This is a genomic window from Pseudomonas sp. BF-R-01, assembly GCF_019946615.1.
In the GTDB taxonomy this organism is placed as follows: Bacteria; Pseudomonadota; Gammaproteobacteria; order Pseudomonadales; family Pseudomonadaceae; genus Aquipseudomonas; species Aquipseudomonas migulae.
In genome coordinates this window covers 17958-42481 of the sequence record NZ_JAGYFX010000008.1, presented here as the reverse complement: position 1 = coordinate 42481, position 24524 = coordinate 17958, and the positions used below count along the sequence as shown (strand labels likewise).

23 protein-coding genes are annotated in these 24524 nt (G+C 56.8%); 4 read left to right on the top strand and 19 right to left on the bottom strand.

All coding sequences use genetic code 11. From position 1 onward, the window contains the following. Positions 1 to 189: 189 nt before the first annotated feature. From glmU to rpmH, 19 genes are all read right to left on the bottom strand, one after another. The gene (gene glmU / locus KGB27_RS05595; RefSeq protein ID WP_223553499.1) at positions 190 to 1557 is read right to left on the bottom strand and encodes a bifunctional UDP-N-acetylglucosamine diphosphorylase/glucosamine-1-phosphate N-acetyltransferase GlmU; all 1368 of its coding nucleotides are present in this window, start codon (positions 1555 to 1557) and stop codon (positions 190 to 192) included. Between the two features lie 116 nt (positions 1558 to 1673). Next, entirely contained in the window at positions 1674 to 2099 is a 426-nt protein-coding gene (locus KGB27_RS05590) for a F0F1 ATP synthase subunit epsilon (protein WP_007969909.1), read from the bottom strand. 45 nt (positions 2100 to 2144) lie between these two features. Beyond that, on the bottom strand, positions 2145 to 3524 hold the full coding sequence (gene atpD / locus KGB27_RS05585; RefSeq protein WP_008027526.1) for a F0F1 ATP synthase subunit beta: 1380 nt from the start codon (positions 3522 to 3524) through the stop codon (positions 2145 to 2147). A 27-nt stretch (positions 3525 to 3551) separates the two neighbouring features. Beyond that, complete coding sequence (atpG, locus tag KGB27_RS05580) at positions 3552 to 4412, bottom strand: F0F1 ATP synthase subunit gamma (RefSeq protein ID WP_008027528.1); 861 nt, start codon at positions 4410 to 4412, stop codon at positions 3552 to 3554. A 50-nt stretch (positions 4413 to 4462) separates the two neighbouring features. Then, complete coding sequence (gene atpA, locus KGB27_RS05575) at positions 4463 to 6007, bottom strand: F0F1 ATP synthase subunit alpha (protein WP_008027530.1); 1545 nt, start codon at positions 6005 to 6007, stop codon at positions 4463 to 4465. A gap of 21 nt (positions 6008 to 6028) precedes the next feature. Continuing rightward, positions 6029 to 6565, bottom strand: a complete 537-nt coding sequence (locus KGB27_RS05570; RefSeq protein WP_008027533.1) for a F0F1 ATP synthase subunit delta — start codon at positions 6563 to 6565, stop codon at positions 6029 to 6031. 12 nt (positions 6566 to 6577) lie between these two features. After that, on the bottom strand, positions 6578 to 7048 hold the full coding sequence (locus KGB27_RS05565) for a F0F1 ATP synthase subunit B (protein ID WP_008027535.1): 471 nt from the start codon (positions 7046 to 7048) through the stop codon (positions 6578 to 6580). Between the two features lie 56 nt (positions 7049 to 7104). After that, entirely contained in the window at positions 7105 to 7362 is a 258-nt protein-coding gene (atpE, locus tag KGB27_RS05560; RefSeq protein WP_002555987.1) for a F0F1 ATP synthase subunit C, read from the bottom strand. A gap of 133 nt (positions 7363 to 7495) precedes the next feature. Next, entirely contained in the window at positions 7496 to 8365 is an 870-nt protein-coding gene (gene atpB, locus KGB27_RS05555; protein WP_008027537.1) for a F0F1 ATP synthase subunit A, read from the bottom strand. 16 nt (positions 8366 to 8381) lie between these two features. Beyond that, on the bottom strand, positions 8382 to 8789 hold the full coding sequence (locus KGB27_RS05550) for a F0F1 ATP synthase subunit I (protein ID WP_008027539.1): 408 nt from the start codon (positions 8787 to 8789) through the stop codon (positions 8382 to 8384). Between the two features lie 148 nt (positions 8790 to 8937). Continuing rightward, positions 8938 to 9810 carry a ParB/RepB/Spo0J family partition protein gene (locus KGB27_RS05545; RefSeq protein WP_192228148.1) on the bottom strand — a complete coding sequence of 291 codons (873 nt, stop codon included), beginning with the start codon at positions 9808 to 9810 and terminating at the stop codon, positions 8938 to 8940. A gap of 9 nt (positions 9811 to 9819) precedes the next feature. Further along, on the bottom strand, positions 9820 to 10617 hold the full coding sequence (locus tag KGB27_RS05540) for a ParA family protein (protein ID WP_008027543.1): 798 nt from the start codon (positions 10615 to 10617) through the stop codon (positions 9820 to 9822). An 18-nt stretch (positions 10618 to 10635) separates the two neighbouring features. Beyond that, positions 10636 to 11280, bottom strand: coding sequence for a 16S rRNA (guanine(527)-N(7))-methyltransferase RsmG (rsmG, locus tag KGB27_RS05535; RefSeq protein ID WP_007948096.1), 645 nt, complete (start codon positions 11278 to 11280; stop codon positions 10636 to 10638). Further along, a complete protein-coding gene (gene mnmG / locus KGB27_RS05530; RefSeq protein WP_008027545.1) occupies positions 11277 to 13175 on the bottom strand; it encodes a tRNA uridine-5-carboxymethylaminomethyl(34) synthesis enzyme MnmG in 1899 nt (632 codons plus the stop codon). The genes rsmG and mnmG overlap by 4 nt, the downstream gene beginning before the upstream one ends. A 550-nt stretch (positions 13176 to 13725) precedes the next feature. Continuing rightward, complete coding sequence (mnmE, locus tag KGB27_RS05525) at positions 13726 to 15096, bottom strand: tRNA uridine-5-carboxymethylaminomethyl(34) synthesis GTPase MnmE (RefSeq protein ID WP_192228145.1); 1371 nt, start codon at positions 15094 to 15096, stop codon at positions 13726 to 13728. 79 nt (positions 15097 to 15175) lie between these two features. Beyond that, positions 15176 to 16861, bottom strand: a complete 1686-nt coding sequence (gene yidC, locus KGB27_RS05520) for a membrane protein insertase YidC (RefSeq protein ID WP_008041448.1) — start codon at positions 16859 to 16861, stop codon at positions 15176 to 15178. Between the two features lie 2 nt (positions 16862 to 16863). Beyond that, positions 16864 to 17109, bottom strand: a complete 246-nt coding sequence (gene yidD, locus KGB27_RS05515; protein ID WP_010207715.1) for a membrane protein insertion efficiency factor YidD — start codon at positions 17107 to 17109, stop codon at positions 16864 to 16866. Further along, the gene (rnpA, locus tag KGB27_RS05510) at positions 17102 to 17503 is read right to left on the bottom strand and encodes a ribonuclease P protein component (RefSeq protein ID WP_028620331.1); all 402 of its coding nucleotides are present in this window, start codon (positions 17501 to 17503) and stop codon (positions 17102 to 17104) included. Before rnpA ends, yidD begins: the two co-directional genes overlap by 8 nt. 16 nt (positions 17504 to 17519) lie before the next feature. Then, entirely contained in the window at positions 17520 to 17654 is a 135-nt protein-coding gene (gene rpmH, locus KGB27_RS05505; RefSeq protein WP_003213577.1) for a 50S ribosomal protein L34, read from the bottom strand. A 566-nt stretch (positions 17655 to 18220) separates the two neighbouring features. Between rpmH and dnaA the strand changes: the two genes are divergently transcribed. The 4 genes from dnaA to gyrB are packed head-to-tail and all read left to right on the top strand — an operon-like array spanning position 18221 to position 24431. Continuing rightward, positions 18221 to 19741, top strand: coding sequence for a chromosomal replication initiator protein DnaA (gene dnaA, locus KGB27_RS05500; protein WP_008027554.1), 1521 nt, complete (start codon positions 18221 to 18223; stop codon positions 19739 to 19741). A 39-nt stretch (positions 19742 to 19780) separates the two neighbouring features. Further along, positions 19781 to 20884, top strand: coding sequence for a DNA polymerase III subunit beta (dnaN, locus tag KGB27_RS05495; RefSeq protein ID WP_008027555.1), 1104 nt, complete (start codon positions 19781 to 19783; stop codon positions 20882 to 20884). Positions 20885 to 20904: 20 nt separating this feature from the next. After that, positions 20905 to 22008, top strand: coding sequence for a DNA replication/repair protein RecF (gene recF, locus KGB27_RS05490; protein ID WP_008041454.1), 1104 nt, complete (start codon positions 20905 to 20907; stop codon positions 22006 to 22008). A 5-nt stretch (positions 22009 to 22013) separates the two neighbouring features. Further along, a complete protein-coding gene (gene gyrB, locus KGB27_RS05485; RefSeq protein ID WP_008027559.1) occupies positions 22014 to 24431 on the top strand; it encodes a DNA topoisomerase (ATP-hydrolyzing) subunit B in 2418 nt (805 codons plus the stop codon). Positions 24432 to 24524 lie beyond the last annotated feature (93 nt).

The window sequence follows — 24524 nt, the reverse complement described above, 5'->3', positions numbered from 1 at the left end:
CTGGTAAGTTTCGATTCGAAAGATAACGGAAGCAATCAAAACCTATTGGCGAAACTTCGTCAAGCGCGAGGCGATAAAAAGGTCTGTGGATAACCTTGTAGGAGCCGGCTTGCCGGCGATGGGCCGACGCGGTGTTTCAGGTAAACCGCTATCGCCGGCAAGCCAGCTCCTACAGGGATTGTGGATAACTCAGGCCTTTTTGATTTTCACTGGCCGTTTCCAGCCATCGATATTCTTCTGGCGCGCACGTCCGACGGCCAGTTGCTCTTTATCCACATTCTGCGTGATGGTCGATCCGGCCGCAGTGGTCGCACCGCTAGAGATATCCACAGGCGCCACCAACGAGTTGTTGGAACCGATGAACACATCCTCACCCAACACGGTTTTCCACTTGTTGGCACCGTCATAGTTGCACGTGATGGTGCCTGCACCGATGTTGGTGCGTGCGCCAATCTCGGCATCGCCCAGATAGGCCAAGTGACCGGCCTTGGCGCCTTCGCCCATGTGAGCGTTTTTCAGCTCGACAAAGTTACCCACATGCGCGCGAGCCTCCAGCACGGAGCCGGGACGCAGGCGCGCGAATGGACCGGCATCGCTGCCTTCGCCCATGATCGCGCCTTCGATATGGCTGTTCGCCTTGATCATCACGCCTTTGCGCAAAGTGCTGTCCTTGATCACGCAGTTCGGGCCGATCACCACGTCATCTTCGATGACAACCTTGCCTTCGAGAATCACGTTGATGTCGATCAGCACATCGCGACCGACAGTGATGTCACCACGGACATCGAAACGTGCCGGGTCGCGCAGGGTCACGCCCTGGGCCATCAAACGACGACCCGCGCGCAGTTGATAATGACGCTCGAGCTCGGAAAGCTGCTTGCGATCATTGGCGCCCTGCACTTCCATCGCATCGTGAGGCTGCTCGGTCGCCACCACCAGACCATCACTGACTGCCATGGCAATCACGTCAGTCAGGTAGTACTCGCCCTGGGCGTTGTTGTTGGAAAGACGGCTCATCCAGCCGCCCAGTTGCGCGAACGGCAGCGCGAGAATACCGGTGTTGCCTTCAGTGATCGCACGCTCGGCTTCGTTGGCGTCTTTCTGCTCGACGATAGCCGTCACCTTGCCGGCAGCATCACGAACGATGCGGCCATAGCCGGTTGGATCATCCAGCTGAACGGTCAGCAAACCCAATTGCTGCGGTGCAACCTGCTTGAGCAGACGTTGAAGGGTCTCGACTTCGATCAACGGCACATCGCCGTAAAGAATCAGGACGGTGTCGGATTCAATGAACGGGACTGCCTGAGCAACCGCGTGGCCAGTACCCAACTGCTTGTCCTGCAGGACGAAATTCAGATCATCGGCTGCCAGTCGCTCACGTACGGCGTCGGCACCATGGCCAATCACCACGTGGATGCGCTGTGGATCAAGTTGCCGCGCGCTGTGGATAACATGGCCAAGCATCGAGTTGCCGGCAATCGGATGCAGGACTTTCGGCAGTGCCGAACGCATGCGAGTGCCTTGGCCGGCAGCGAGGATAACAATTTCAAGAGACATGACTGGCTACCAATCCTGGATGGTCAGCGGCTGCGACCAGGTTATGAAAATCGGAAAAGAAAAAAGGGTAGCCGAGGCTACCCTTTTTAATCAATCGCGCAACAAGTGATGGCCTGTTAGTGGCCAAACTTCTTGCGGATCTGCTGGACGGTGCGCAGCTGAGCTGCAGCCTCGGCCAGACGTGCGGCAGCAGAACCGTAATCGAATTCCGCGCCCCGCTCATGCAAGGCCTTCTCGGCAGCCTTAACGGCTTCCTGAGCGGAGGCTTCGTCCAGGTCGGCAGCTCGTTGCACGGTGTCGGCAAGAACCTTGACCATGTTCGGCTGAACCTCGAGGAAACCACCGGAGATGTAATACACCTCCTCTTCCCCGCCCTGCTTGACCAGGCGGATCGGGCCAGGCTTGAGATTAGTGATCAGCGGCGCGTGGCCCAGGGCGATACCAAGATCACCCAGTGCACCGTGCGCAATCACCATCTCGACCAGGCCGGAAAAGATTTCTCCTTCCGCGCTGACGATATCGCAATGGACTGTCATAGCCATCTGATTGCCTCAACCTAAATTAGCGCCCGTTGCCGGGCGCCGGGATTACAGTTTCTTGGCTTTCTCGATCGCTTCTTCGATGCCGCCGACCATGTAGAACGCTTGTTCTGGCAGGTGGTCGTAGTCACCGTTGAGGATGCCTTTGAAGCCAGCAATGGTGTCTTTCAGGGAAACGTATTTACCCGAGGCACCGGTGAAGACTTCAGCCACGAAGAACGGCTGCGACAAGAAGCGCTGGATCTTACGAGCACGGTTTACCAACTGCTTGTCGGCTTCCGACAGCTCGTCCATACCCAGGATCGCAATGATGTCCTTCAGTTCTTTGTAACGCTGCAGAACGTACTGTACACCGCGAGCGGTATCGTAGTGGTCCTGGCCGATTACGTTCGGGTCCAGCTGGCGCGAAGTCGAGTCGAGTGGATCGACCGCTGGGTAGATACCCAGGGAAGCGATGTCACGGGACAGAACGACGGTGGCGTCCAAGTGGGCGAAGGTGGTCGCTGGCGACGGGTCAGTCAAGTCATCCGCAGGTACGTATACCGCTTGGATCGAGGTGATCGAACCGTTTTTGGTCGAAGTGATACGCTCTTGCAGAGTACCCATCTCTTCGGCCAGGGTCGGCTGGTAACCTACTGCGGAAGGCATACGGCCCAGCAGTGCGGATACTTCAGTACCGGCCAGGGTGTAACGATAGATGTTGTCGACGAACAGCAGAACGTCGTTACCTTCGTCACGGAACTTCTCGGCCATGGTCAGGCCGGTCAGTGCTACGCGCAGACGGTTACCCGGCGGCTCGTTCATCTGACCGTAAACCAGTGCCACTTTGTCCAGAACGTTGGAGTCCTTCATCTCGTGGTAGAAGTCGTTACCCTCACGAGTACGCTCACCCACACCGGCGAACACGGAATAACCGCTGTGCTCGATGGCGATGTTACGGATCAGTTCCATCATGTTTACGGTTTTGCCTACACCGGCACCACCGAACAGACCAACTTTACCACCCTTGGCGAACGGGCAAACCAGGTCGATAACCTTGATGCCGGTTTCCAGCAGGTCGTTGCCGCCCGCTTGCTCAGCGAAGGTTGGCGCAGGACGGTGAATGCCCCAGCGCTCTTCGGTGGCGATCGGGCCAGCTTCGTCGATCGGGTTGCCCAGTACGTCCATGATCCGGCCCAGAGTCGCTTTACCGACCGGTACGGAGATGGCTGCGCCAGAGTCGGTGACTTCCAGACCGCGCTTCAAGCCCTCGGTGGAACCCATCGCAATGGTACGAACCACGCCGTCGCCCAGCTGCTGCTGAACTTCGAGAGTGGTGCCTGCATCGCTTTTTACACTCAAAGCGTTGTAGATGCTCGGTACGCTGTCGCGTGGGAATTCCACGTCGATAACGGCGCCGATGATTTGAACGATACGTCCGCTACTCATAGCTGGATCCTCTGAATATTTGAACCGTTAAACCGCGGCAGCGCCGCCGACGATTTCCGAGATCTCTTGGGTGATCGCAGCCTGACGCGCCTTGTTGTAGACCAGCTGCAAATCGCTGATCAAATCACCGGCGTTGTCGGTAGCGTTCTTCATCGCGATCATCCGCGCAGCTTGTTCAGCCGCGTTGTTCTCGACCACCGCCTGGTAGACCTGCGACTCCACGTAACGGACCATCAAGCCGTCAAGCAGCTCTTTGGCGTCCGGTTCGTACAGATAATCCCAGTGGTGCTTGAGTCCTTGATCCGGGGTTGCCACCAGTGGAATCAACTGCTCCACGGTAGGCGTTTGCGTCATGGTGTTGATGAACTTGTTGGACACCACGGACAGGCGGTCAATACGGCCGTCCAGGTAGGCATCCAGCATCACCTTGACGCTGCCGATCAGGTCATTGATCGACGGCTCTTCACCCAGGTGGCTGATAGCTGCTACGACGTTACCGCCGAAGTTGCGGAAGAAAGCCGCACCCTTGCTACCAACAACACACAGATCAATCTCGACGCCGTTTTCGCGGTTTACCGCCATGTCCTTGACCAGAGCCTTGAACAGGTTGGTGTTCAAGCCACCACACAGACCACGGTCACTGCTCACCACGACATAACCAACACGCTTTACTTCACGGTCGATCATGAATGGGTGGCGATATTCCGGGTTAGCGTTGGCCAAATGGCCAATAACCTGGCGGATGCGCTCCGCGTAAGGACGGCTAGCAGCCATGCGCATTTGTGCCTTGCGCATTTTACTGACCGCCACTTTTTCCATGGCGCTGGTAATCTTTTGCGTGCTTTTGATGCTCGCAATCTTACTGCGAATCTCTTTTGCGCCTGCCATGTAACACCTATCAGGTTAGCAAGCGGGAGCCTTGCGGCTCCCGCTGCGGCTTACCAGGTTTGGGTGGCCTTGAACTTCTCGATACCGGCTTTCATGCCAGCGTCGATTTCGTCATTGAAGTCACCCTTCACGTTGATCTTCGCCATCAATTCGGCGTGATCGCGGTTGAAGAAAGCAATCAGCGCTTGTTCGAAGCTGCCGATCTTGGCGATTTCAACGTCAGTCAGGAACCCACGCTCAGCGGCATACAGCGACAGCGCCATGTCAGCGATCGACATTGGTGCGTATTGCTTCTGCTTCATCAGCTCGGTAACGCGCTGACCATGCTCAAGTTGCTTACGGGTCGCTTCGTCCAGGTCAGAAGCGAACTGGGCGAATGCCGCCAGTTCACGGTACTGAGCCAGAGCGGTACGGATACCACCGGAGAGCTTCTTGATGATCTTGGTCTGAGCGGCACCACCCACACGGGATACCGAAACACCGGCGTTCACAGCAGGACGGATCCCGGAGTTGAACATGGCCGATTCCAGGAAGATCTGACCGTCGGTGATGGAAATCACGTTGGTCGGAACGAACGCGGAAACGTCGCCAGCCTGGGTTTCGATGATCGGCAGTGCGGTCAGGGAACCGGTTTTGCCGGTCACTGCGCCGTTGGTGAACTTCTCTACGTATTCTTCCGAAACGCGGGATGCGCGCTCCAGCAGACGGGAGTGGAGATAGAACACGTCGCCTGGGTAAGCTTCACGGCCTGGTGGACGGCGCAGCAGCAGGGAAATCTGGCGGTAAGCCACTGCTTGCTTGGACAGATCGTCATAAACGATCAGCGCGTCTTCACCGCGGTCGCGGAAGTACTCACCCATGGTGCAACCGGAGTACGGTGCCAGGAATTGCAGTGCTGCAGATTCCGAAGCGCTCGCTGCCACGACGATGGTGTTAGCCAGTGCGCCGTTTTCTTCCAGCTTGCGAACCACGTTGGCGATGGTCGATTGTTTCTGACCGATCGCTACGTAGACGCAGAAAATGCCGCTGTTTTTCTGGTTGATGATCGCGTCGATCGCCAGAGCGGTTTTACCGATCTGACGGTCACCGATGATCAGCTCACGCTGGCCACGGCCGACAGGGATCATGGCATCGACAGCCTTGTAGCCAGTCTGTACAGGCTGGTCTACCGACTTACGCCAGATCACGCCTGGAGCAACTTTCTCGACCGCGTCGGTCTCGGTGTTGTTCAGCGGACCTTTGCCGTCAACTGGGTTACCCAGTGCGTCGACTACGCGACCCAGCAGTTCCTTACCAACCGGAACTTCGAGGATGCGGCCGGTGCACTTGGCGCTCATGCCTTCAGCCAGAGTCTGGTATGCGCCCAATACAACGGCACCTACAGAGTCTTGCTCCAGGTTGAGGGCCATACCGAAGACGCCGCCCGGAAACTCGATCATCTCGCCGTACATTACGTCGGCCAGACCGTGAATCCGCACGATACCGTCAGATACGCTGACGACAGTGCCTTCGTTACGGGCTTGGGAGGTCACATCGAGCTTGTCGATGCGGCCCTTGATAATTTCACTTATTTCGGAAGGATTGAGTTGCTGCATTGCTCTGCTGCCCCTTCAAACTCAAGATTTCAATGCTTCGGCAAGGCTCGCGAGTTTGCCGCGAACCGAGCCATCGATAACCAGGTCGCCGGCGCGGATGACAATGCCCCCAATAAGGGATTTGTCTTCCTCGACTTGCAGGCGCACTTCCCGGTTGAGTCGTGCACTGAGAACCTTGGCGAGTTTGTCTTGCTGTTCTTGGTTCAATGCAAAAGCACTGGTCACTTCAACGTCTACCGACTTCTCTTGTTCGGCCTTGTACAGGTCGAACAGAGCGGATATCTCCGGCAACAGCGGGAGACGGTCGTTTTCGGCAACGACGTTGATGAAGTTCTGTGCCTTGGCATCAAACTTGTCGCCGCACACGTCAATAAACGTGGCGGCCTTGTCTGCGCTCGTCAGTCGCGGGGCCTTGAGCACGCGCTGCATGGTGTCGTCTTGCGACACTGCTGCAGCCAGGCCGAGCATGGCTGACCAAGAGGCCAGTTGCTGGTGGGCCTGGGCGTGCTCGAAGGCTGCCTTAGCGTAAGGTCGGGCCAACGTGGTCAATTCTGCCATGATCGCCCTCGCTTAAATTTCAGCAGCCAGTTTGTTTACCAGCTCCGCGTGCGCGTTTTGATCGATTGTGGCACCCAGGATCTTCTCGGCGCCGCCAACGGCCAGTGCACCCAGTTGGGCACGCAGCGCGTCTTTGACACTGTTCAGTTCCTGCTCGATCTCGGCCTGAGCCTGAACCTTCACACGGTCAGCGTCGATACGGGCTTTTTCAACAGCCTCTTCAACAATCTGGTTACCGCGTTTCTTGGCTTGCTCAATGATTTCAGCTGCCTGAGCCTTAGCTTCGCGCAGTTGTTGACCCGCTTTATCTTGGGCCAACTCCAGGTCGCGAGCTGCTCGGGCGGCAGCGTCCAGTCCATCCGCGATCTTCTTCTGACGTTCGTGCAAAGCCGCGATGACCGGAGGCCACACGAACTTCATGCAAAACAGTACAAAAATGAAGAACGCAACGGACTGGCCAATCAGGGTTGCATTAATGTTCACGCCAACACCTCGCTCGTTCGTTGCACATCAAACCAATCACTCGAAGGTTCGAGTGATTAGCCAGCGAGTTGACCAACGAATGGGTTCGCGAAGGTGAAGAACAGAGCGATACCAACACCGATCATGGTTACGGCGTCGAGCAGACCGGCAACGATGAACATTTTAACTTGCAGCATTGGAACCATTTCTGGCTGACGCGCTGCGCCTTCCAGGAACTTGCCGCCCAACAGGCCGAAACCAATTGCGGTACCCAGTGCGCCCAGGCCGATCAACAGTGCAACAGCGATAGCGGTTAGACCAACTACAGTTTCCATCTTTCCTCCCGACTTTTACGTCGTATGGTTTAGGTTTTTTAGATTTTAAAGCGGTAAAACAAATCGTTTCATAGCCCTGTTCGGGCCCCCACCCGTTTGACCGGGTGGGACATCAGACTAGTCGAGACTGGCCTTAATGGTTCTCTTCGTGCGCCATCGAAAGGTAAACGATGGTCAGCATCATGAAGATAAACGCCTGCAGGGTGATGATCAGGATGTGGAACACAGCCCACGCCCACTGCAGAACTACGCCCAGGCCGCTAAGCCAGAGCAGACCGCTGCCGAACATCACAGCAATCAGAATGAAGACCAGCTCGCCGGCGTACATGTTGCCGAACAGACGCAGTGCCAGGGAGATTGGCTTGGCTACCAGCGTCACGAACTCCAGCAGGAAGTTCACCGGAATCAGCAGGGCCTGAACGAAGATGTTCTTGCTGCCGAACGGGTGCAGGGTCAGCTCGCCGACAAAGCCGCCGATGCCCTTGACCTTGATGCTGTAGAAAATGATCAACGCGAACACCGACAGGGCCATGCCCAGGGTAGCGTTCGGGTCAGTGGTCGATACGGCACGGAACGGAATGTGCGCATCGCCAGTGATCAGGATGGCCAGCTGAGGAATCCAGTCGACCGGGATCAGGTCGACGGCGTTCATCAGGAAGACCCAGACGAAGATGGTCAGTGCCAGCGGTGCAATCACCGGGCTACGGCCATGGAAGCTGTCTTTCACGCTGCCATCGACGAATTCGACCAATACTTCAACGAAGTTCTGCAAAGCACCAGGCTGACCGGAAGTCGCTTTCTTTGCCGCCATGCGGAAAAGAAGAACGAAGATCAGACCCAAAGCGACCGACCAGCCGAGGGTATCGACGTGGAAAGCCCAGAAGCCCATTTCTTTGGCTTCTGCTGCGGTGTGGGCAAAACCCCACCCGCCGGTTGGGTGCTGACCGAAGGTCAGGTTCTGCAAGTGGTGCTGGATATAGCCCGAAGCGGTTGTTTCTGCCATGGTTGCCTCAAACGCCCTAAGGTCTCGAAAGTCTTGTTCTCATCAGCAGGGGCGCGAACCAGCTGACCAGTTGGGTCAACACGAAGACGCCGAATACAGCTAGCGGCGCCAATGGCTTCACACCTGCAAACGTCAATGCAAAAAGCACTGCCGTCAAAATCAGTTTGCCCGCCTCGCCGGCATAAAAAGACCGGACGATGGCTTGAGCTGCTCGGGCGCCGGAAAACCGAAATGCCCTGTGAGCGAAATAAACATTGGGCAGCAAGGCTATCAGGCCTCCGCAGAGTCCTGAGTACCCGGCAACGACTCCGTGCCATTGCCACAGCGCCAAAGCGGCGATCAGCAACACGACAAACTGAGCCATCAACACCGGAAAAACTGCCAGGCGATGGAACGGCAAGCGGTTTGGCGTGCGGGTTTCCATCACTAATACTCCCCAATGGTCGGCTGCCAGAATTCAATAACTTGGCATAATTTGTGCCGACAAAATGCGCGCAGAGTATAGGGGCGGTTCTGCCCCTATTCAACTGTCAGGTAGTGATTTCCGACTGCACGCTACATGAGGAAATGTTTCAGCGAATGTGTGCGAGCACACCCTGAAGCTCATCAAGGGAGTTGTAACCAATGACCAACTGCCCTTTCCCCTTCTTTCCGTGTCGGATCTGCACCGCAGAGCCTAGGCGCTCAGCCAGACGCTGCTCGAGTCGGGCGATATCCGGGTCCGGTTTTACCGGTTCGGCGGGCTCCTGTTTGCCACTCAACCACTGGCGAACCAGTGCCTCAGTCTGGCGCACAGTCAGCCCCCGTGCGACAACATGTCGCGCCCCTTCAACCTGTTGATTCTCCGGCAAACCAAGCAAAGCACGGGCATGACCCATTTCCAGGTCACCGTGCGACAGCATGGTCTTGATAACTTCCGGCAACGAGATCAAGCGTAGCAGGTTGGCCACAGTCACGCGGGATTTGCCCACCGCTTCGGCCACTTGTTGCTGAGTCAGCTGGAATTCCTGCTGCAAACGCTGCAAGGCCACCGCTTCTTCGATCGGATTGAGGTCTTCGCGCTGGATGTTCTCGATCAGCGCCATGGCGATGGCGGTTTCATCCGGTACATCGCGCACCATCGCCGGGATGGTTTCCTGGCCAGCCTGCTGGCTCGCACGCCAGCGACGTTCGCCGGCGATGATTTCGAAGCGGCCGCTGCCGATCGGGCGAACCACGATCGGCTGCATCACGCCCTGGGCCTTGATCGATTGCGCCAGTTCTTCCAGCGCTTGCGGGTCCATGTCCCGACGCGGCTGGTACTTGCCGCGCTGGATCAGGTCCAGGGGCAAATGCTGCAGCTCTCGCTGATCGGCTTGTACTGCCTGCTCTTCCAGCGAGCTGACGGTCGGACCGCTCAGCAGTGCATCCAGTCCACGTCCGAGACCTCGTTTCTTGACGGCCATGGGGATTCCTTAAGTTGCCTGAGCAGCGGCAGTGCGTGAGTTTTTGCGCTGACGGCGAACCATCTCGCCGGCAAGTGCCAGATAGGCAATGGCGCCCCGCGAAGTCTTGTCGTAAGCCAGCGCCGGCATGCCATAGCTTGGCGCTTCGGCGAGGCGGATGTTACGCGGGATAACCGTATCGTAGAGCTGCTCGCCGAAGTGTTCTTTCAACTGCGCCGACACATCGTTCATCAGGCTCAGGCGCGGGTCATACATCGTGCGCAACAGGCCTTCGACTTTCAGGTTCGGGTTCAGCAGTTCTGCGATGCGCTTGATGTTATCCACAAGGTCGCTCAAGCCTTCGAGCGCAAAGTACTCGCACTGCATGGGGATAATTACCCCGTCAGCCGCGACCAAAGCGTTCAGCGTGAGCATCGACAGCGACGGCGGGCAGTCGATCAAAATGTAATCGTAGTTTTCACGGATCGGCGCCAGCGCGCTGCGCAGGCGGCTTTCCTTCATCTGCATTTCCAGCAGAACCACTTCGGCCGCGGTCAGGTCGCGGTTGGCCGGCAACAGCTGGTAACCACCGTGCTCGGAGAAGTGCATGGCCTGGGCCAGATCGCATTCGCCGATCAGCAAGTCGTAGACCGAGTTTTCCAGGCCGTGTTTATCCACACCGCTACCCATGGTGGCGTTGCCCTGTGGATCGAGATCGATCAACAGCACCCGGCGCTTGGTAGCAACCAGGGAAGCTGCGAGGTTGATGCAGGTGGTGGTTTTACCCACACCACCCTTTTGGTTCGCTATCGCGAATACCTTAGCCATTCTTGCTTGTGTTCCCAATCATGCCGTGCGGCGCAGTATCAGCAGATGGCGTTGGCCTTGGCAACCAGGTACGGCCAGGGCGTGTTCGCTATCGAGGTGGAAGTCTGCCGGCAATGCTACCAGCTCATCGGCCGGATGAACGCCCTTCATTGCCAGCCAACGTGTATCGGCATCGCCAAGGTGGCGCGTCCAGTTGCTGAAGTTCTCCATGCTGCTGAACGCCCGGGAAATGATCCCGTTGAAAGGCTGTGCAGGCTGGAAGGCTTCGACGCGACTGTGGATAACTTGCAGGTTATCCAGTTTGAGTTCGAGTTTGACCTGGGTCAGGAAGCGGGTTTTCTTGCCGTTGCTGTCCAGGCAGGTCACTTGGGACTCTGGAAACAGGATTGCAAGCGGAATGCCCGGCATGCCGCCGCCGCTGCCAACGTCCAGCCAACGACCGTTTTCGATGAACGACATCACGCTCAAACTATCGAGCAGGTGACGCGAGACCATTTCGTCCGGATCGCGCACGGCGGTCAGGTTGTAGGCCTTGTTCCATTTGATCAACAGGGCCAGATAACCCAACAACTGCGCGTGCTGGGTTTCGGTCAATGTGACACCGAGCTGGCGAGCACCTGTGGATAACTCTTCGGCGTGTTGCGAGGTGACCAACGAACTCAAGCGCTTTGCTCCAACTGACGGCCAGCGCCGCGTTTTTTCAAATGAATCATCAACAGCGAAATGGCTGCCGGTGTGACACCCGGAATGCGTGACGCCTGGCCCAGTGTTTCTGGACGGGTCGCACCGAGCTTGCTCTGGATCTCTTTGGAGAGACCGGAAATGTTCGTGTAATCGATATCCACAGGCAGTTTCGTGTCCTCGCTCGCCCGCAGACGCGCGATTTCATCTTGCTGACGATCGATATAACCGGCGTATTTGGTCTTGATTTCGACCTGTTCGGCGACTTGTGGATCTTCTGCGCCCCCGCCAGTCACAGCGATCAGACCAGCGTAGTCGATTTCGGGACGGCTCAAGAGGTTGAGCAGGTTGTATTCGTGAGTCAGCGGCGTGCCGAATTTTTCGGATATCGCATCGCCCTGCTCGGTGCCGGGACGAACCCAGGTACTTTTCAGGCGCTGCTCTTCCAGCGTGATGCTTTCGCGTTTGGTGCAGAACGCCGCCCAACGCGCGTCATCCACCAGACCCAGCTCGCGACCTTTTTCGGTCAGGCGCAGGTCCGCGTTGTCTTCGCGCAAGATCAGACGGTACTCGGCGCGGGATGTGAACATCCGGTACGGCTCTTGAGTTCCAAGGGTAATCAGGTCGTCAACCAACACGCCGATGTACGCCTCGTCGCGACGCGGGCACCAGGCGTCTTTGCCTTGCGCACGCAGTGCAGCGTTGGCCCCGGCCAGCAAACCCTGGGCACCGGCTTCTTCGTATCCGGTGGTGCCATTGATTTGCCCAGCGAAAAACAGACCGCCGATGACTTTGGTTTCCAGGCTGTACTTCAGGTCACGCGGGTCGAAGTAGTCGTACTCGATGGCGTAGCCCGGACGCACGATGTGCGCGTTTTCCATGCCGCGAATCGATTGCACGATCTGCAATTGCACGTCGAACGGCAGGGATGTGGATATCCCGTTCGGGTACAGCTCGTGAGTGGTCAAACCTTCCGGTTCGATGAAGACCTGGTGGCTTTCCTTGTCGGCAAAGCGGTGGATCTTGTCTTCGATCGACGGGCAGTAACGCGGGCCGATACCTTCGATCAACCCTGCATCGGAATACATCGGCGAACGGTCGAGGTTCGCTGCGATGATTTCGTGGGTCCGGGCGTTGGTGTGGGTAATCCAGCAGCTCACCTGTTTCGGATGCTGCTCTTTGGAACCCATGAACGACATCACCGGGATCGGCGTATCACCTGCTTGCTCGGTCATCACCGAGAAATCCACAGACCGACCGTCGATACGCGGCGGTGTACCGGTTTTCAATCGGCCAACACGCAGTGGCAATTCGCGCAGACGGCGAGCCAGGGCGATCGACGGCGGATCACCGGCACGACCACCGGAATAATTCTGCATTCCGATGTGGATAAGTCCACCGAGGAAGGTGCCAGTGGTCAACACCACTGAGTCAGCGAAGAAACGCAGGCCCATTTGGGTGACAACACCGCGCACTTGTTCCTGTTCAACGATTAGGTCATCAGCGGCTTGTTGAAATATCCACAGGTTCGGCTGGTTTTCCAATGCTTCGCGGACAGCGGCCTTGTACAGAACCCGGTCTGCCTGGGCGCGGGTTGCACGCACGGCCGGGCCTTTGCGGCTGTTCAACACGCGAAACTGAATGCCGCCTTTATCGGTAGCCATGGCCATCGCGCCGCCGAGGGCATCGATTTCTTTTACCAAGTGGCTTTTGCCGATCCCGCCGATGGCCGGGTTGCAACTCATGGCACCGAGGGTTTCCACGTTATGCGTCAGCAACAGGGTTTTTGCCCCCATACGTGCTGAGGCCAGTGCTGCCTCGGTACCGGCATGACCGCCGCCGATGACGATCACTTCAAAACGGGAAGGGAAATCCACCACGCACCTCGTGCCTGCTTAAGTAGGTAATTCAGGAATAGTTTGAGCTCAGGTTTTTGGACCTGGTCGACAAGTATAGGGACTTCGCCCTTCCTAAAGAACCCTTTGCACAAAATTTAACCAGCTGTGGAGAAGTCGGGGTTATAGAAATTAAAAAGAAAGAAATTTATTAAATCTTTGTTTTTATGTTTATTTCTACTGAGCACCATTTCTGTGGATAGATTCGTACAGCCCTTTGTTTTCAATATGTACAGAGAATCAAAACCCTGTGGTCATGTGCCAATGAGGCCCTTGGATAACCGGTGTAAGCCTGTGGATGAAAGGGGTGGTTATCCACAGAGGCGGTTATCTTCAGTTTTGAGGCCCTGTTATCAACTGCCCTTAGCGGCAGTTATTCACAGGGCTTAATCCTCAGAAAAGCGCCGATTGATCAAATCCCGGGCGCAGAAAATCCGCCCAGGCAGAAAGAATCTGCTCGGCACTGGAGGCAATTCAGGAAAAGGGGGAGAACAGACAGGCGCGAATGGCCTGTCTGTGGACAACGATAGGGCTATTTGCCGATACAGAAACTGGAAAAGATCCGTCCCAGCAGGTCATCGGAGCTGAATGCACCGGTGATCTCGCCCAAGGCATGTTGAGCCTGGCGCAAATCTTCGGCCAGTAGCTCACCGGCACCCGCCAGAGTCAGCTGCGCACGGCCGTGCTCGAGGGATGCACTGGCATGACGCAACGCCTCAAGGTGACGCCTGCGAGCGCTGAAGCTGCTTTCCGACGTCTGCTCATAGCCCATGCAGGCCTTGAGATGATCACGCAGCAGTTCCAGGCCTTCGCCGGCCGACTTGGCACTCAGGCTGATGGTCACATGGCCATCCTCACTGACTTCCAGGGCAATCGCTTCGCCCGTAAGGTCGGCCTTGTTACGGATCAACGTGACTTTTGCCGGATCCGGGCGGGTTTCCAGGAACTCTGGCCACAACGCAAACGGATCAAGCGCTTCCGGTGCGGTGGCATCGACCACCAGCAGCACTCGATCAGCTTCGCTAATGGCTTTCAACGCCCGTTCAACACCAATTTTTTCCACATGGTCATCGGTATCTCGCAGACCAGCGGTATCCACCACGTGAAGCGGCATGCCATCGATGTGGATATGTTCGCGCAAAATGTCACGTGTGGTGCCGGCAATCTCGGTCACGATCGCTGCTTCACGACCCGCCAGTGCGTTGAGCAAACTGGATTTACCGGCATTTGGCCGACCGGCGATCACCACCGTCATGCCGTCACGCAGCAACGCACCCTGCCCGGCTTCGCGCAGCACGGTGGATAACTCTTCCCTGACTTTGTCGAGCATGCTCAGTACATGGCCATCGGCAAGGAAGTCGATTTCTTCTTCCGGGAAGTCGATGGCCGCTTCTACGTAAATCCGCAGGCCGATCAGTTGCTCGGTGAGGTTATGCACACGATCGGAAAATGCCCCCTGCAAGGAGCGCAATGCATTGCGGGCGGCCTGTGCAGAACTGGCCTCGATCAGGTCGGCGATTGCTTCGGCCTGTGCCAGATCGAGTTTGTCATTCAGGAACGCACGCTCACTGAATTCACCTGGTCGTGCCAGACGGCACCCCAGTTCAAGGCATCGCTTGAGCAGCATGTCGAGAACAATCGGGCCGCCATGACCCTGGAGTTCCAGCACGTCTTCGCCGGTGAACGAGTTCGGGCCCGGAAAATACAAGGCAATGCCCTGGTCCAGCACCTCTTCGTTTTGATCGAAAAACGGGCCGTAGTGGGCGAATCGCGGCTTGAGTTCACGACCGCTGAAGGCCTTGGCCGCAACGCTCGCCAGCGGCCCGGAAATACGGACGATGCCTACGCCGCCACGACCTTGAGCGGTGGCGACGGCGGCGATGGTTTCACGAGGAGCGCTCATAAACCGGTATCCAGACAAAAGTGACAGATAGCAAAACGCCCCACTAGGGGGCGTTTTGAGTGGTTATCCACAGTGTAAATCAGGCAGCTGCTTTAGTAGCCGCTTCGATTTTACGAGTGATGTACCACTGTTGGGCGATGGACAGGCAGTTGTTCACTACCCAGTACAGCACCAGACCAGCCGGGAACCACAGGAAGAAGAAGGTGAAGATGATTGGCATCAGCTTCATCACCTTGGCCTGCATCGGATCCGGAGGAGTCGGGTTCAACTGCTGCTGGATGAACATGGTTGCACCCATGATGATCGGCAGAATGAAGAACGGATCCTTGATCGACAGGTCAGTAATCCACAGCATGAACGGCGCTTGGCGCATTTCAACGCTTTCCAGCAGAACCCAGTACAGCGAGAGGAAAACCGGCATCTGCACGAGGATTGGCAAGCAACCACCCAGCGGATTGATCTTCTCTTTCTTGTACAGCTCCATCATGGCTTGCGACATTTTCTGCCGGTCATCGCCATGTTGCTCTTTCAGCGCGGCCAGTTTCGGTGCCACTGCGCGCATGCGGGCCATGGATTTGTAGCTGGCTGCCGACAGCGGGAAGAAAATCCCTTTGATCAGCATGGTCAGGAAGATGATCGACCAGCCCCAGTTACCGACCAGCGCGTGGATGTGTTGCAGCAGCCAGAAGATTGGCTGGGCAATGAACCACAGAATGCCGTAGTCGACGGTCAATTCCAGACCTGGGGACAACTCTTTCAGCACAGCCTGGCTTTTCGGACCGGCGTACAGAACAGCGCTGGTTTCGGCTTTCGCACCTGGCGCAACAGTCATTGCCGGGGCGGTGTAGCCGATGATGTAGTTGCCTTTGCTGTCTTTACGGGTCTGGACGACGTTGTTTTCGCCCTTCGCCGGAATCCATGCGGTCACGAAGTAGTGTTGCAACCAGGCAACCCAACCACCGTTCACGGTTTCTTTCAGCTGAGCCTTGTCCATGTCCTTCATCGACACTTTCTTGTACGGCTCGTTACTTGTCCACAGGGCGGCGCCCAGGTAAGTCGCGGTGCCGGTGGCAGTGCTGGAAGAAGGATCGGAGCTGGCGTCGCGCTTCAGTTGGGCGAACATCGCACCCGACCAAGGCTTGGCACTTTCGTTGTCGATCACGTAGGAAACGGTTACGTCGTACAGGCCACGTTTCAGTGTGAAACGCTTGATGTAGTTGACGCCGTCCTTGCTGAACTTCAGGTCTACAACCAATTGGTCCTGACCGTCGGCCAGTTGGTAGATCTTCTTCTCGGAGGAGTAAACCGGACGACCGGCAGGACTTGCGTCCGGACCATCGGTACCGATCAAACCGCTTTGAGCCAGATAAGTCCGCTCGTTGCCGTTATCGAACAACTGGAATGGAATTTCCGGATGGTCCTGGCGACGTGGATACAGCGGCAGAGTCAACTGTGCAACATCGCCACCTTGTGGATCGATAGCCAGGTTGAGCACATCCGTTTTGATCTGGATGAGGTCTTTGCTTGCAGCTACTGGTGTTTCAGCAGGTGCAGTGGCACTGGTATCGCTTGCGGCGCGCGGAATGTCGTCACTGACAGAAGCATTATTGCCAGTCGCCGTATCCGGTAGGCCCGGTGCGGAAGTACTGGAAGCAACATTCTGAGTCGGCAGGGCAGCCTGGCCATAGTCCTGGTTCCATTTAAGAACCATAACGTAGGACACGATTGCCAGGGCGACGATCAGGATCGTGCGTTTGATATCCATGATTACTCGGCCATCGAAGAAGAACGGGAGGTAGGGATAGGTGGAACCGGGTCATAACCACCGGGATTCCACGGATGACAGCGACCTAAACGACGAAAGGTCAGCCAGCCACCGCGCAGAAGGCCATGATTTTCTATGGCTTCTAACGCGTAGCAGGAACAACTGGGGTAGAAACGACAGTGACTGGCCATCAGAGGACTAATGGCATAGCGATAAAACTGGATCGGAACGAGTGCCAGTTTACGCATCGGGACTGTCTACCCCTACAGTTTCGGTTTTGACTGCTGGTACCGGCGTGCTGCGTGCCAGACGCTTCCAGAGTTTGCCGAAATGCTGAATCAATTCGGGGTTTTCTACGTCACCCAAACCTTTGCGCGCGACGATAACGATATCCCAGCCGACCAGTGAATCCTGGTTCAGACGGAACGATTCGCGCATCAGACGTTTGAGGCGATTGCGCTCGACGGAGAGCTTTACGCTCTTTTTCCCGATAACCAGCCCGAGACGGGGGTGATCAAGATCGTTGTTGCGCGCAAGGAGCAGGAGATTTTTCCCCGGAACCTTGCCGGTAGGGGAGTCAAAGACTGCCTTGAAATGCCGGGGAGTAAGCAGACGCTTTTCCCGACTGAAGTCCTGACTCACCTCCAGTGCCGGCTTATCAAACTGCCAGACGCGCACGACCTTTGGCGCGACGACGCGACAGAACGGCACGACCGTTCTTGGTAGCCATGCGAGCACGGAAACCGTGGGTACGAGCGCGTTTGATAGTGCTTGGTTGGAAAGTACGTTTCATTGTCGTGTTACCTGGTTCGTCCACAACGGGCCGGAATGGCCCCCGTTTTAAGAGACCGGGGATTCTAGAGAAAGCAAGCCTCTAGGTCAATTTCCAACCAACGTTTCCTTATAAATAGATCTCCAGACGTTTTGCTCGTCTTCACCTCCAGACAAATATAAAAATAAAGAAGGAAAGTATTTAAAGCTTTTCTGTAAAGCTTATAAAAGCTAGGACACCGATCATCTGTGGATAACTACCTTCAAGCCTTCTATCCCGTGCTGTACAGAGAATGACAACTACGGTGGAAAACGGTGGTCAGCCTGTGCTGCGCTGTCGGATAAGCTGTGTGTGAAAGGGGGTGTTATCCACAGGCAGGTTATCCACCGAGTTTCGCCCCCACTTGTGCAACGACCTCAAGGGCGGTTATCCACAGAGCTTATGCACAGACCACTGGTCGTCTTTTTTACGTATAAAACGTTGATTCTTCTTGGTCAGTGACCCACCTACGTGTGGATAAGTCGGCGTCTGGTCGCTACAATGGCCGCTTGTTTTTGCCTCACCGGCTTTCAACTTAGGGGATATCCGTGTCAGTGGAACTTTGGCAGCAGTGCGTGGAGCTTTTGCGCGATGAGCTGCCTGCCCAACAATTCAACACTTGGATCCGTCCACTACAGGTCGAAGCCGAAGGCGACGAGTTGCGTGTCTACGCACCGAATCGTTTTGTTCTCGACTGGGTCAACGAAAAGTACCTGGGCCGCGTCCTTGAACTGCTGGATGAGCATGGCAATGGCATGGCGCCGGCGCTTTCCTTATTAATAGGCAGCAAACGCAGTTCGGCTCCACGGGCTGCCCCGAATGCGCCACTGGCTGCCGCCGCGTCTCAGGCACAGGCGGCTCAAGCGCCTGTCAGTGCTCCGGCACCTGCCCCGACGGCCACACCGACCAAGCGTTCGACCCAGAAAGTTGCCGAAGTCAGTGAAGAGCCATCGCGCGACAGCTTCGATCCGATGGCCGGCGCCAGTTCTCAACAGGCCCCGGTGCGTTCCGAGCAGCGCACGGTGCAGGTAGAAGGTGCGCTCAAGCACACCAGTTACCTGAACCGCACTTTCACCTTCGAGAACTTCGTCGAAGGTAAGTCCAACCAACTGGCCCGGGCTGCGGCCTGGCAGGTGGCGGACAACCCCAAGCACGGTTACAACCCGCTCTTCCTTTATGGCGGTGTTGGCTTGGGTAAAACTCACTTGATGCACGCTGTGGGTAACCATCTATTAAAGAAGAACCCGAATGCCAAGGTCGTGTACCTGCATTCGGAGCGTTTCGTGGCCGATATGGTCAAGGCTCTGCAACTGAACGCGATCAACGAGTTCAAGCGCTTCTACCGTTCGGTGGACGCATTGCTGATCGATGACATTCAGTTCTTCGCCCGCAAGGAACGTTCGCAGGAAGAGTTTTTCCACACCTTCAACGCCCTGCTCGAAGGTGGCCAGCAGGTCATTCTCACCAGTGACCGCTACCCTAAAGAAATCGAAGGCCTTGAAGAGCGCCTCAAATCCCGCTTCGGCTGGGGCCTGACGGTAGCCGTCGAGCCGCCGGAGCTGGAAACCCGTGTCGCGATCCTGATGAAAAAGGCCGACCAGGCCAAAGTCGATCTGCCCCACGACGCGGCGTTCTTCATCGCCCAGCGTATTCGCTCCAACGTCCGTGAGCTGGAAGGTGCGCTTAAGCGCGTAATCGCCCACTCGCACTTCATGGGCCGCGATATCACCATCGAGCTGATTCGCGAATCCCTGAAAGATCTGTTGGCGCTGCAAGACAAACTGGTCTCTGTGGATAACATTCAGCGCACTGTCGCCGAGTACTACAAGATCAAGATTTCCGACCTGCTGTCCAAGCGTCGTTCACGCTCGGTCGCTCGTCCGCGTCAGGTTGCCATGGCGTTGTCCAAAGAGTTGACTAACCACAGCCTGCCGGAAATCGGCGATGTGTTTGGCGGCCGCGACCACACGACTGTTTTGCACGCCTGCCGCAAGATCAACGAACTTAAGGAATCCGACGCGGACATCCGCGAGGACTACAAGAACCTGCTGCGTACTCTGACAACTTGATGAACACCAGCGCAGCTTATTAAGGCAAGGGACTAGACCATGCATTTCACCATTCAACGCGAAGCCCTGTTGAAACCCCTGCAACTGGTCGCAGGCGTCGTCGAGCGCCGACAGACCTTGCCGGTGCTCTCCAACGTGCTGCTGGTTGTCGAAGGCCAGCAACTGTCGCTGACCGGTACCGACCTGGAAGTCGAGCTGGTCGGTCGTGTACAACTCGAAGAGCCGGCTGACCCGGGTTCCATCACTGTGCCTGCGCGCAAGCTGATGGACATCTGCAAAAGCCTGCCGAACGACGCGCTGATCGACATCAAGGTCGACGAGCAGAAGCTGGTTGTGAAAGCAGGCCGTAGCCGCTTCACTCTGTCGACCCTGCCGGCGAACGATTTCCCGACCGTTGAAGAAGGTCCGGGTTCGCTGACTTGCAGCCTTGAGCAAAGCAAACTGCGTCGTCTGATTGAACGCACCAGCTTCGCCATGGCCCAGCAGGACGTGCGTTATTACCTGAACGGCATGTTGCTGGAAGTCTCGGCCGGGATCATCCGGGCCGTGGCCACCGACGGTCACCGTCTGGCCATGTGCTCGATGCAGGCCGACATCGGTCAGCCGGATCGCCATCAGGTCATCGTGCCGCGCAAGGGTATCCTTGAGCTGGCGCGTCTGCTGACCGAGCCGGACGGCAATGTCAGCATCGTCCTGGGTCAGCATCACATCCGCGCCACCACAGGCGAGTTCACCTTCACCTCTAAACTGGTCGACGGTAAATTCCCGGACTACGAGCGTGTTCTGCCGAAGGGCGGCGACAAACTGGTGCTCGGCGATCGTCAGGCGTTGCGTGAAGCTTTCAGCCGTACCGCGATTCTGTCCAACGAGAAGTACCGCGGTATCCGTCTGCAACTGGCCAGCGGTCAGTTGAAGATCCAGGCCAACAACCCGGAGCAGGAAGAAGCGGAAGAAGAAGTGGGCGTTGAGTACAACGGCGGCAATCTGGAAATCGGCTTCAACGTGAGCTACTTGCTCGACGTGTTGGGCGTGATGACCACTGAGCAGGTTCGCCTGATCCTGTCCGACTCCAACAGCAGTGCGCTGGTGCAAGAGTCTGACAATGATGACTCGGCCTACGTTGTCATGCCGATGCGTCTGTAATCATGCTCAGCAGAAGCTAGATGTCATTAAGTCGCGTCTCGGTCACCGCGGTGCGCAATCTGCACCCGGTGACCTTCTCCCCCTCCCCCCGAATCAACATTCTTTACGGCGCCAACGGCAGCGGCAAAACCAGTGTTCTGGAAGCCATTCACCTGCTGGGGCTTGCCCGTTCGTTTCGTAGTACCCGCCTTTTGCCGGTTATTCAGTATGAGCAATTGGCCTGTACCGTATTCGGTCAGGTTGAGTTGGCTGAGGGCGGGCATAGCGCACTGGGGATATCACGGGACCGCCAAGGCGAGTTCCAGATCCGTATTGACGGGCAGAACGCGCGCAGTGCCGCACAGCTGGCGGAGATCCTGCCGCTGCAACTGATCAACCCTGATAGCTTCCGCCTGCTTGAAGGCGCACCGAAGATTCGCCGGCAGTTTCTCGACTGGGGCGTGTTCCACGTGGAACCGCGGTTCATGTCCACCTGGCAGCGCTTGCAGAAGGCCCTGCGCCAGAGAAACTCTTGGCTGCGGCATGGTACACTTGACGCCGTTTCGCAAGCGGTTTGGGACAGGGAACTGTGCCAGGCCAGCGCTGAAATTGATGAATACCGCCGTGCCTATATCAAAGCCTTGAAACCAGTCTTTGAACAGACCTTGAGCGAACTGGTTGAGCTTGAAGGTTTGACGCTCAGCTATTACCGAGGCTGGGACAAAGACCGCGAATTGAGTGCAGTGCTCGCTGGGTCCGTTCAGCGAGACCAGCAGATGGGGCATACCCAGGCCGGACCACAACGCGCTGATTTGCGCCTCAGATTGGGCGCACATAACGCCGCGGACATCTTGTCCCGCGGTCAGCAGAAGTTGGTGGTCTGTGCATTGCGGATTGCCCAAGGGCACCTGGTCAGCCAGGCCCGACGCGGCCAGTGTATTTATCTGGTGGATGACTTGCCGTCCGAACTGGACGAGCAGCACCGCCGCGCGCTTTGCCGCTTGTTGGAAGACTTACGCTGCCAGGTGTTTATCACCTGTGTAGATCACGAATTATTGAGGGAAGGCTGGCAGACGGAAACGCCAGTCGCTCTGTTCCACGTGGAACAGGGCCGTATCACCCAGACCCACGACCATCGGGAGTGAAGGCATTGAGCGAAGAAAATACGTACGACTCAACGAGCATTAAAGTGCTGAAAGGCCTGGATGCCGTACGCAAACGTCCCGGTATGTACATTGGTGACACCGACGATGGCAGCGGTCTGCACCACATGGTGTTCGAGGTGGTCGATAACTCGATCGACGAAGCTTTGGCCGGCCATTGCGACGACATCAGCATCATCATCCACCCGGACGAATCCATCACCGTTCGCGACAACGGTCGTGGCATCCCGGTAGACGTACACAAAGAAGAAGGCGTCTCGGCAGCTGAGGTCATCATGACCGTGCTGCACGCCGGCGGTAAGTTCGACGACAACTCCTACAAAGTATCCGGCGGTCTGCACGGTGTAGGTGTTTCGGTAGTGAACGCACTGTCCAAGGAACTGGTCCTGACCGTTCGCCGCAGCGGCAAGATCTGGGAACAGACTTACGTCCATGGCGTCCCGCAAGAGCCGATGAAAATCGTTGGTGAGAGCGAAACCACGGGCACCCAGATTCACTTCAAGCCATCGGCTGAAACCTTCAAGAACATCCACTTCAGCTGGGACATCCTGGCCAAGCGGATTCGTGAACTGTCCTTCCTCAACTCCGGTGTCGGCATCGTCCTCAAGGATGAGCGCAGCGGCAAGGAAGAGCTGTTCAAGTACGAAGGCGGCTTGCGTGCGTTCGTTGAATACCTGAACACCAACAAGACTGCGGTCAACCAGGTGTTCCACTTCAACATCCAGCGTGAAGACGGCATCGGCGTGGAAATCGCCCTGCAGTGGAACGACAGCTTCAACGAGAACCTGTTGTGCTTCACCAACAACATCCCGCAGCGTGATGGCGGTACTCACCTGGTGGGTTTCCGTTCCGCACTGACGCGTAACCTGAACACCTACATCGAAGCTGAAGGCCTGGCCAAGAAGCACAAGGTCGCCACCACCGGTGATGACGCCCGTGAAGGCTTGACCGCGATCATCTCGGTGAAGGTGCCGGATCCGAAGTTCAGCTCCCAGACCAAAGACAAGCTGGTTTCTTCCGAAGTGAAGACCGCGGTCGAACAGGAAATGGGCAAGTACTTCTCCGACTTCCTGCTGGAAAACCCGAACGAAGCCAAACTGGTCGTCGGCAAGATGATCGACGCGGCACGTGCGCGTGAAGCAGCACGTAAGGCCCGTGAGATGACCCGCCGCAAAGGCGCGCTGGACATCGCCGGCCTGCCGGGCAAACTGGCTGACTGCCAGGAAAAAGACCCTGCCCTTTCCGAACTGTACCTCGTGGAAGGTGACTCTGCTGGCGGCTCCGCCAAGCAGGGGCGTAACCGTAAAACCCAGGCCATCCTGCCGTTGAAGGGCAAGATCCTCAACGTCGAGAAGGCGCGCTTCGACAAGATGATCTCTTCGCAAGAAGTGGGCACCTTGATCACCGCACTGGGCTGCGGTATCGGTCGCGACGAATACAACATCGACAAGCTGCGCTACCACAACATCATCATCATGACCGATGCTGACGTCGACGGTTCGCACATCCGTACCCTGCTGCTGACCTTCTTCTTCCGTCAGCTGCCAGAGCTGATCGAGCGTGGCTACATCTACATCGCTCAGCCACCGCTGTACAAGGTCAAGAAAGGCAAGCAAGAGCAATACATCAAAGACGACGACGCCATGGAAGAGTACATGACGCAGTCGGCCCTGGAAGATGCGAGCCTGCACCTGAACGAGGAAGCCCCGGGTATCTCCGGCGAAGCCCTTGAGCGTCTGGTGAACGACTTCCGTCTGGTGATGAAGACCCTCAAGCGTCTGTCGCGCCTGTACCCTCAGGAACTGACCGAGCACTTCATCTACCTGCCAGCGGTGAGCATGGAGCAACTGTCCGATCACGCAGCGATGCAGGATTGGCTGGCCAAGTATGAAGTCCGTCTGCGCACCGTCGAGAAGTCCGGCCTGGTCTACAAGGCCAGCCTGCGTGAAGACCGTGAGCGTAACGTCTGGCTGCCAGAGGTCGAGCTAATCTCCCACGGCCTGTCGAACTACGTCACGTTCAACCGCGACTTCTTCGGCAGCAACGATTACAGGACTGTCGTATCCCTGGGCGCTCAGCTGAGCACCCTGCTGGACGACGGCGCGTACATCCAGCGTGGCGAACGCAAGAAGCCGGTCACCGAATTCAAGGAAGCCCTTGAATGGCTGATGGCTGAAAGCACCAAGCGTCACACCATCCAGCGATACAAAGGTCTGGGTGAGATGAACCCGGATCAGCTGTGGGAAACCACCATGGACCCAAGTCAGCGCCGAATGCTCAAAGTGACCATCGAAGACGCCATTGGCGCGGACCAGATCTTCAACACCCTGATGGGTGATGCGGTCGAACCTCGTCGTGACTTCATCGAAAGCAATGCCTTGGCGGTTTCTAACCTGGACTTCTGATCCAGCGGTTCTGCCAACAATAAAAAGGCCAGCGCATTGCGCTGGCCTTTTTTATTACGCTATTTCGCCCTTCAGCGGCGGTGCCAAATCGTA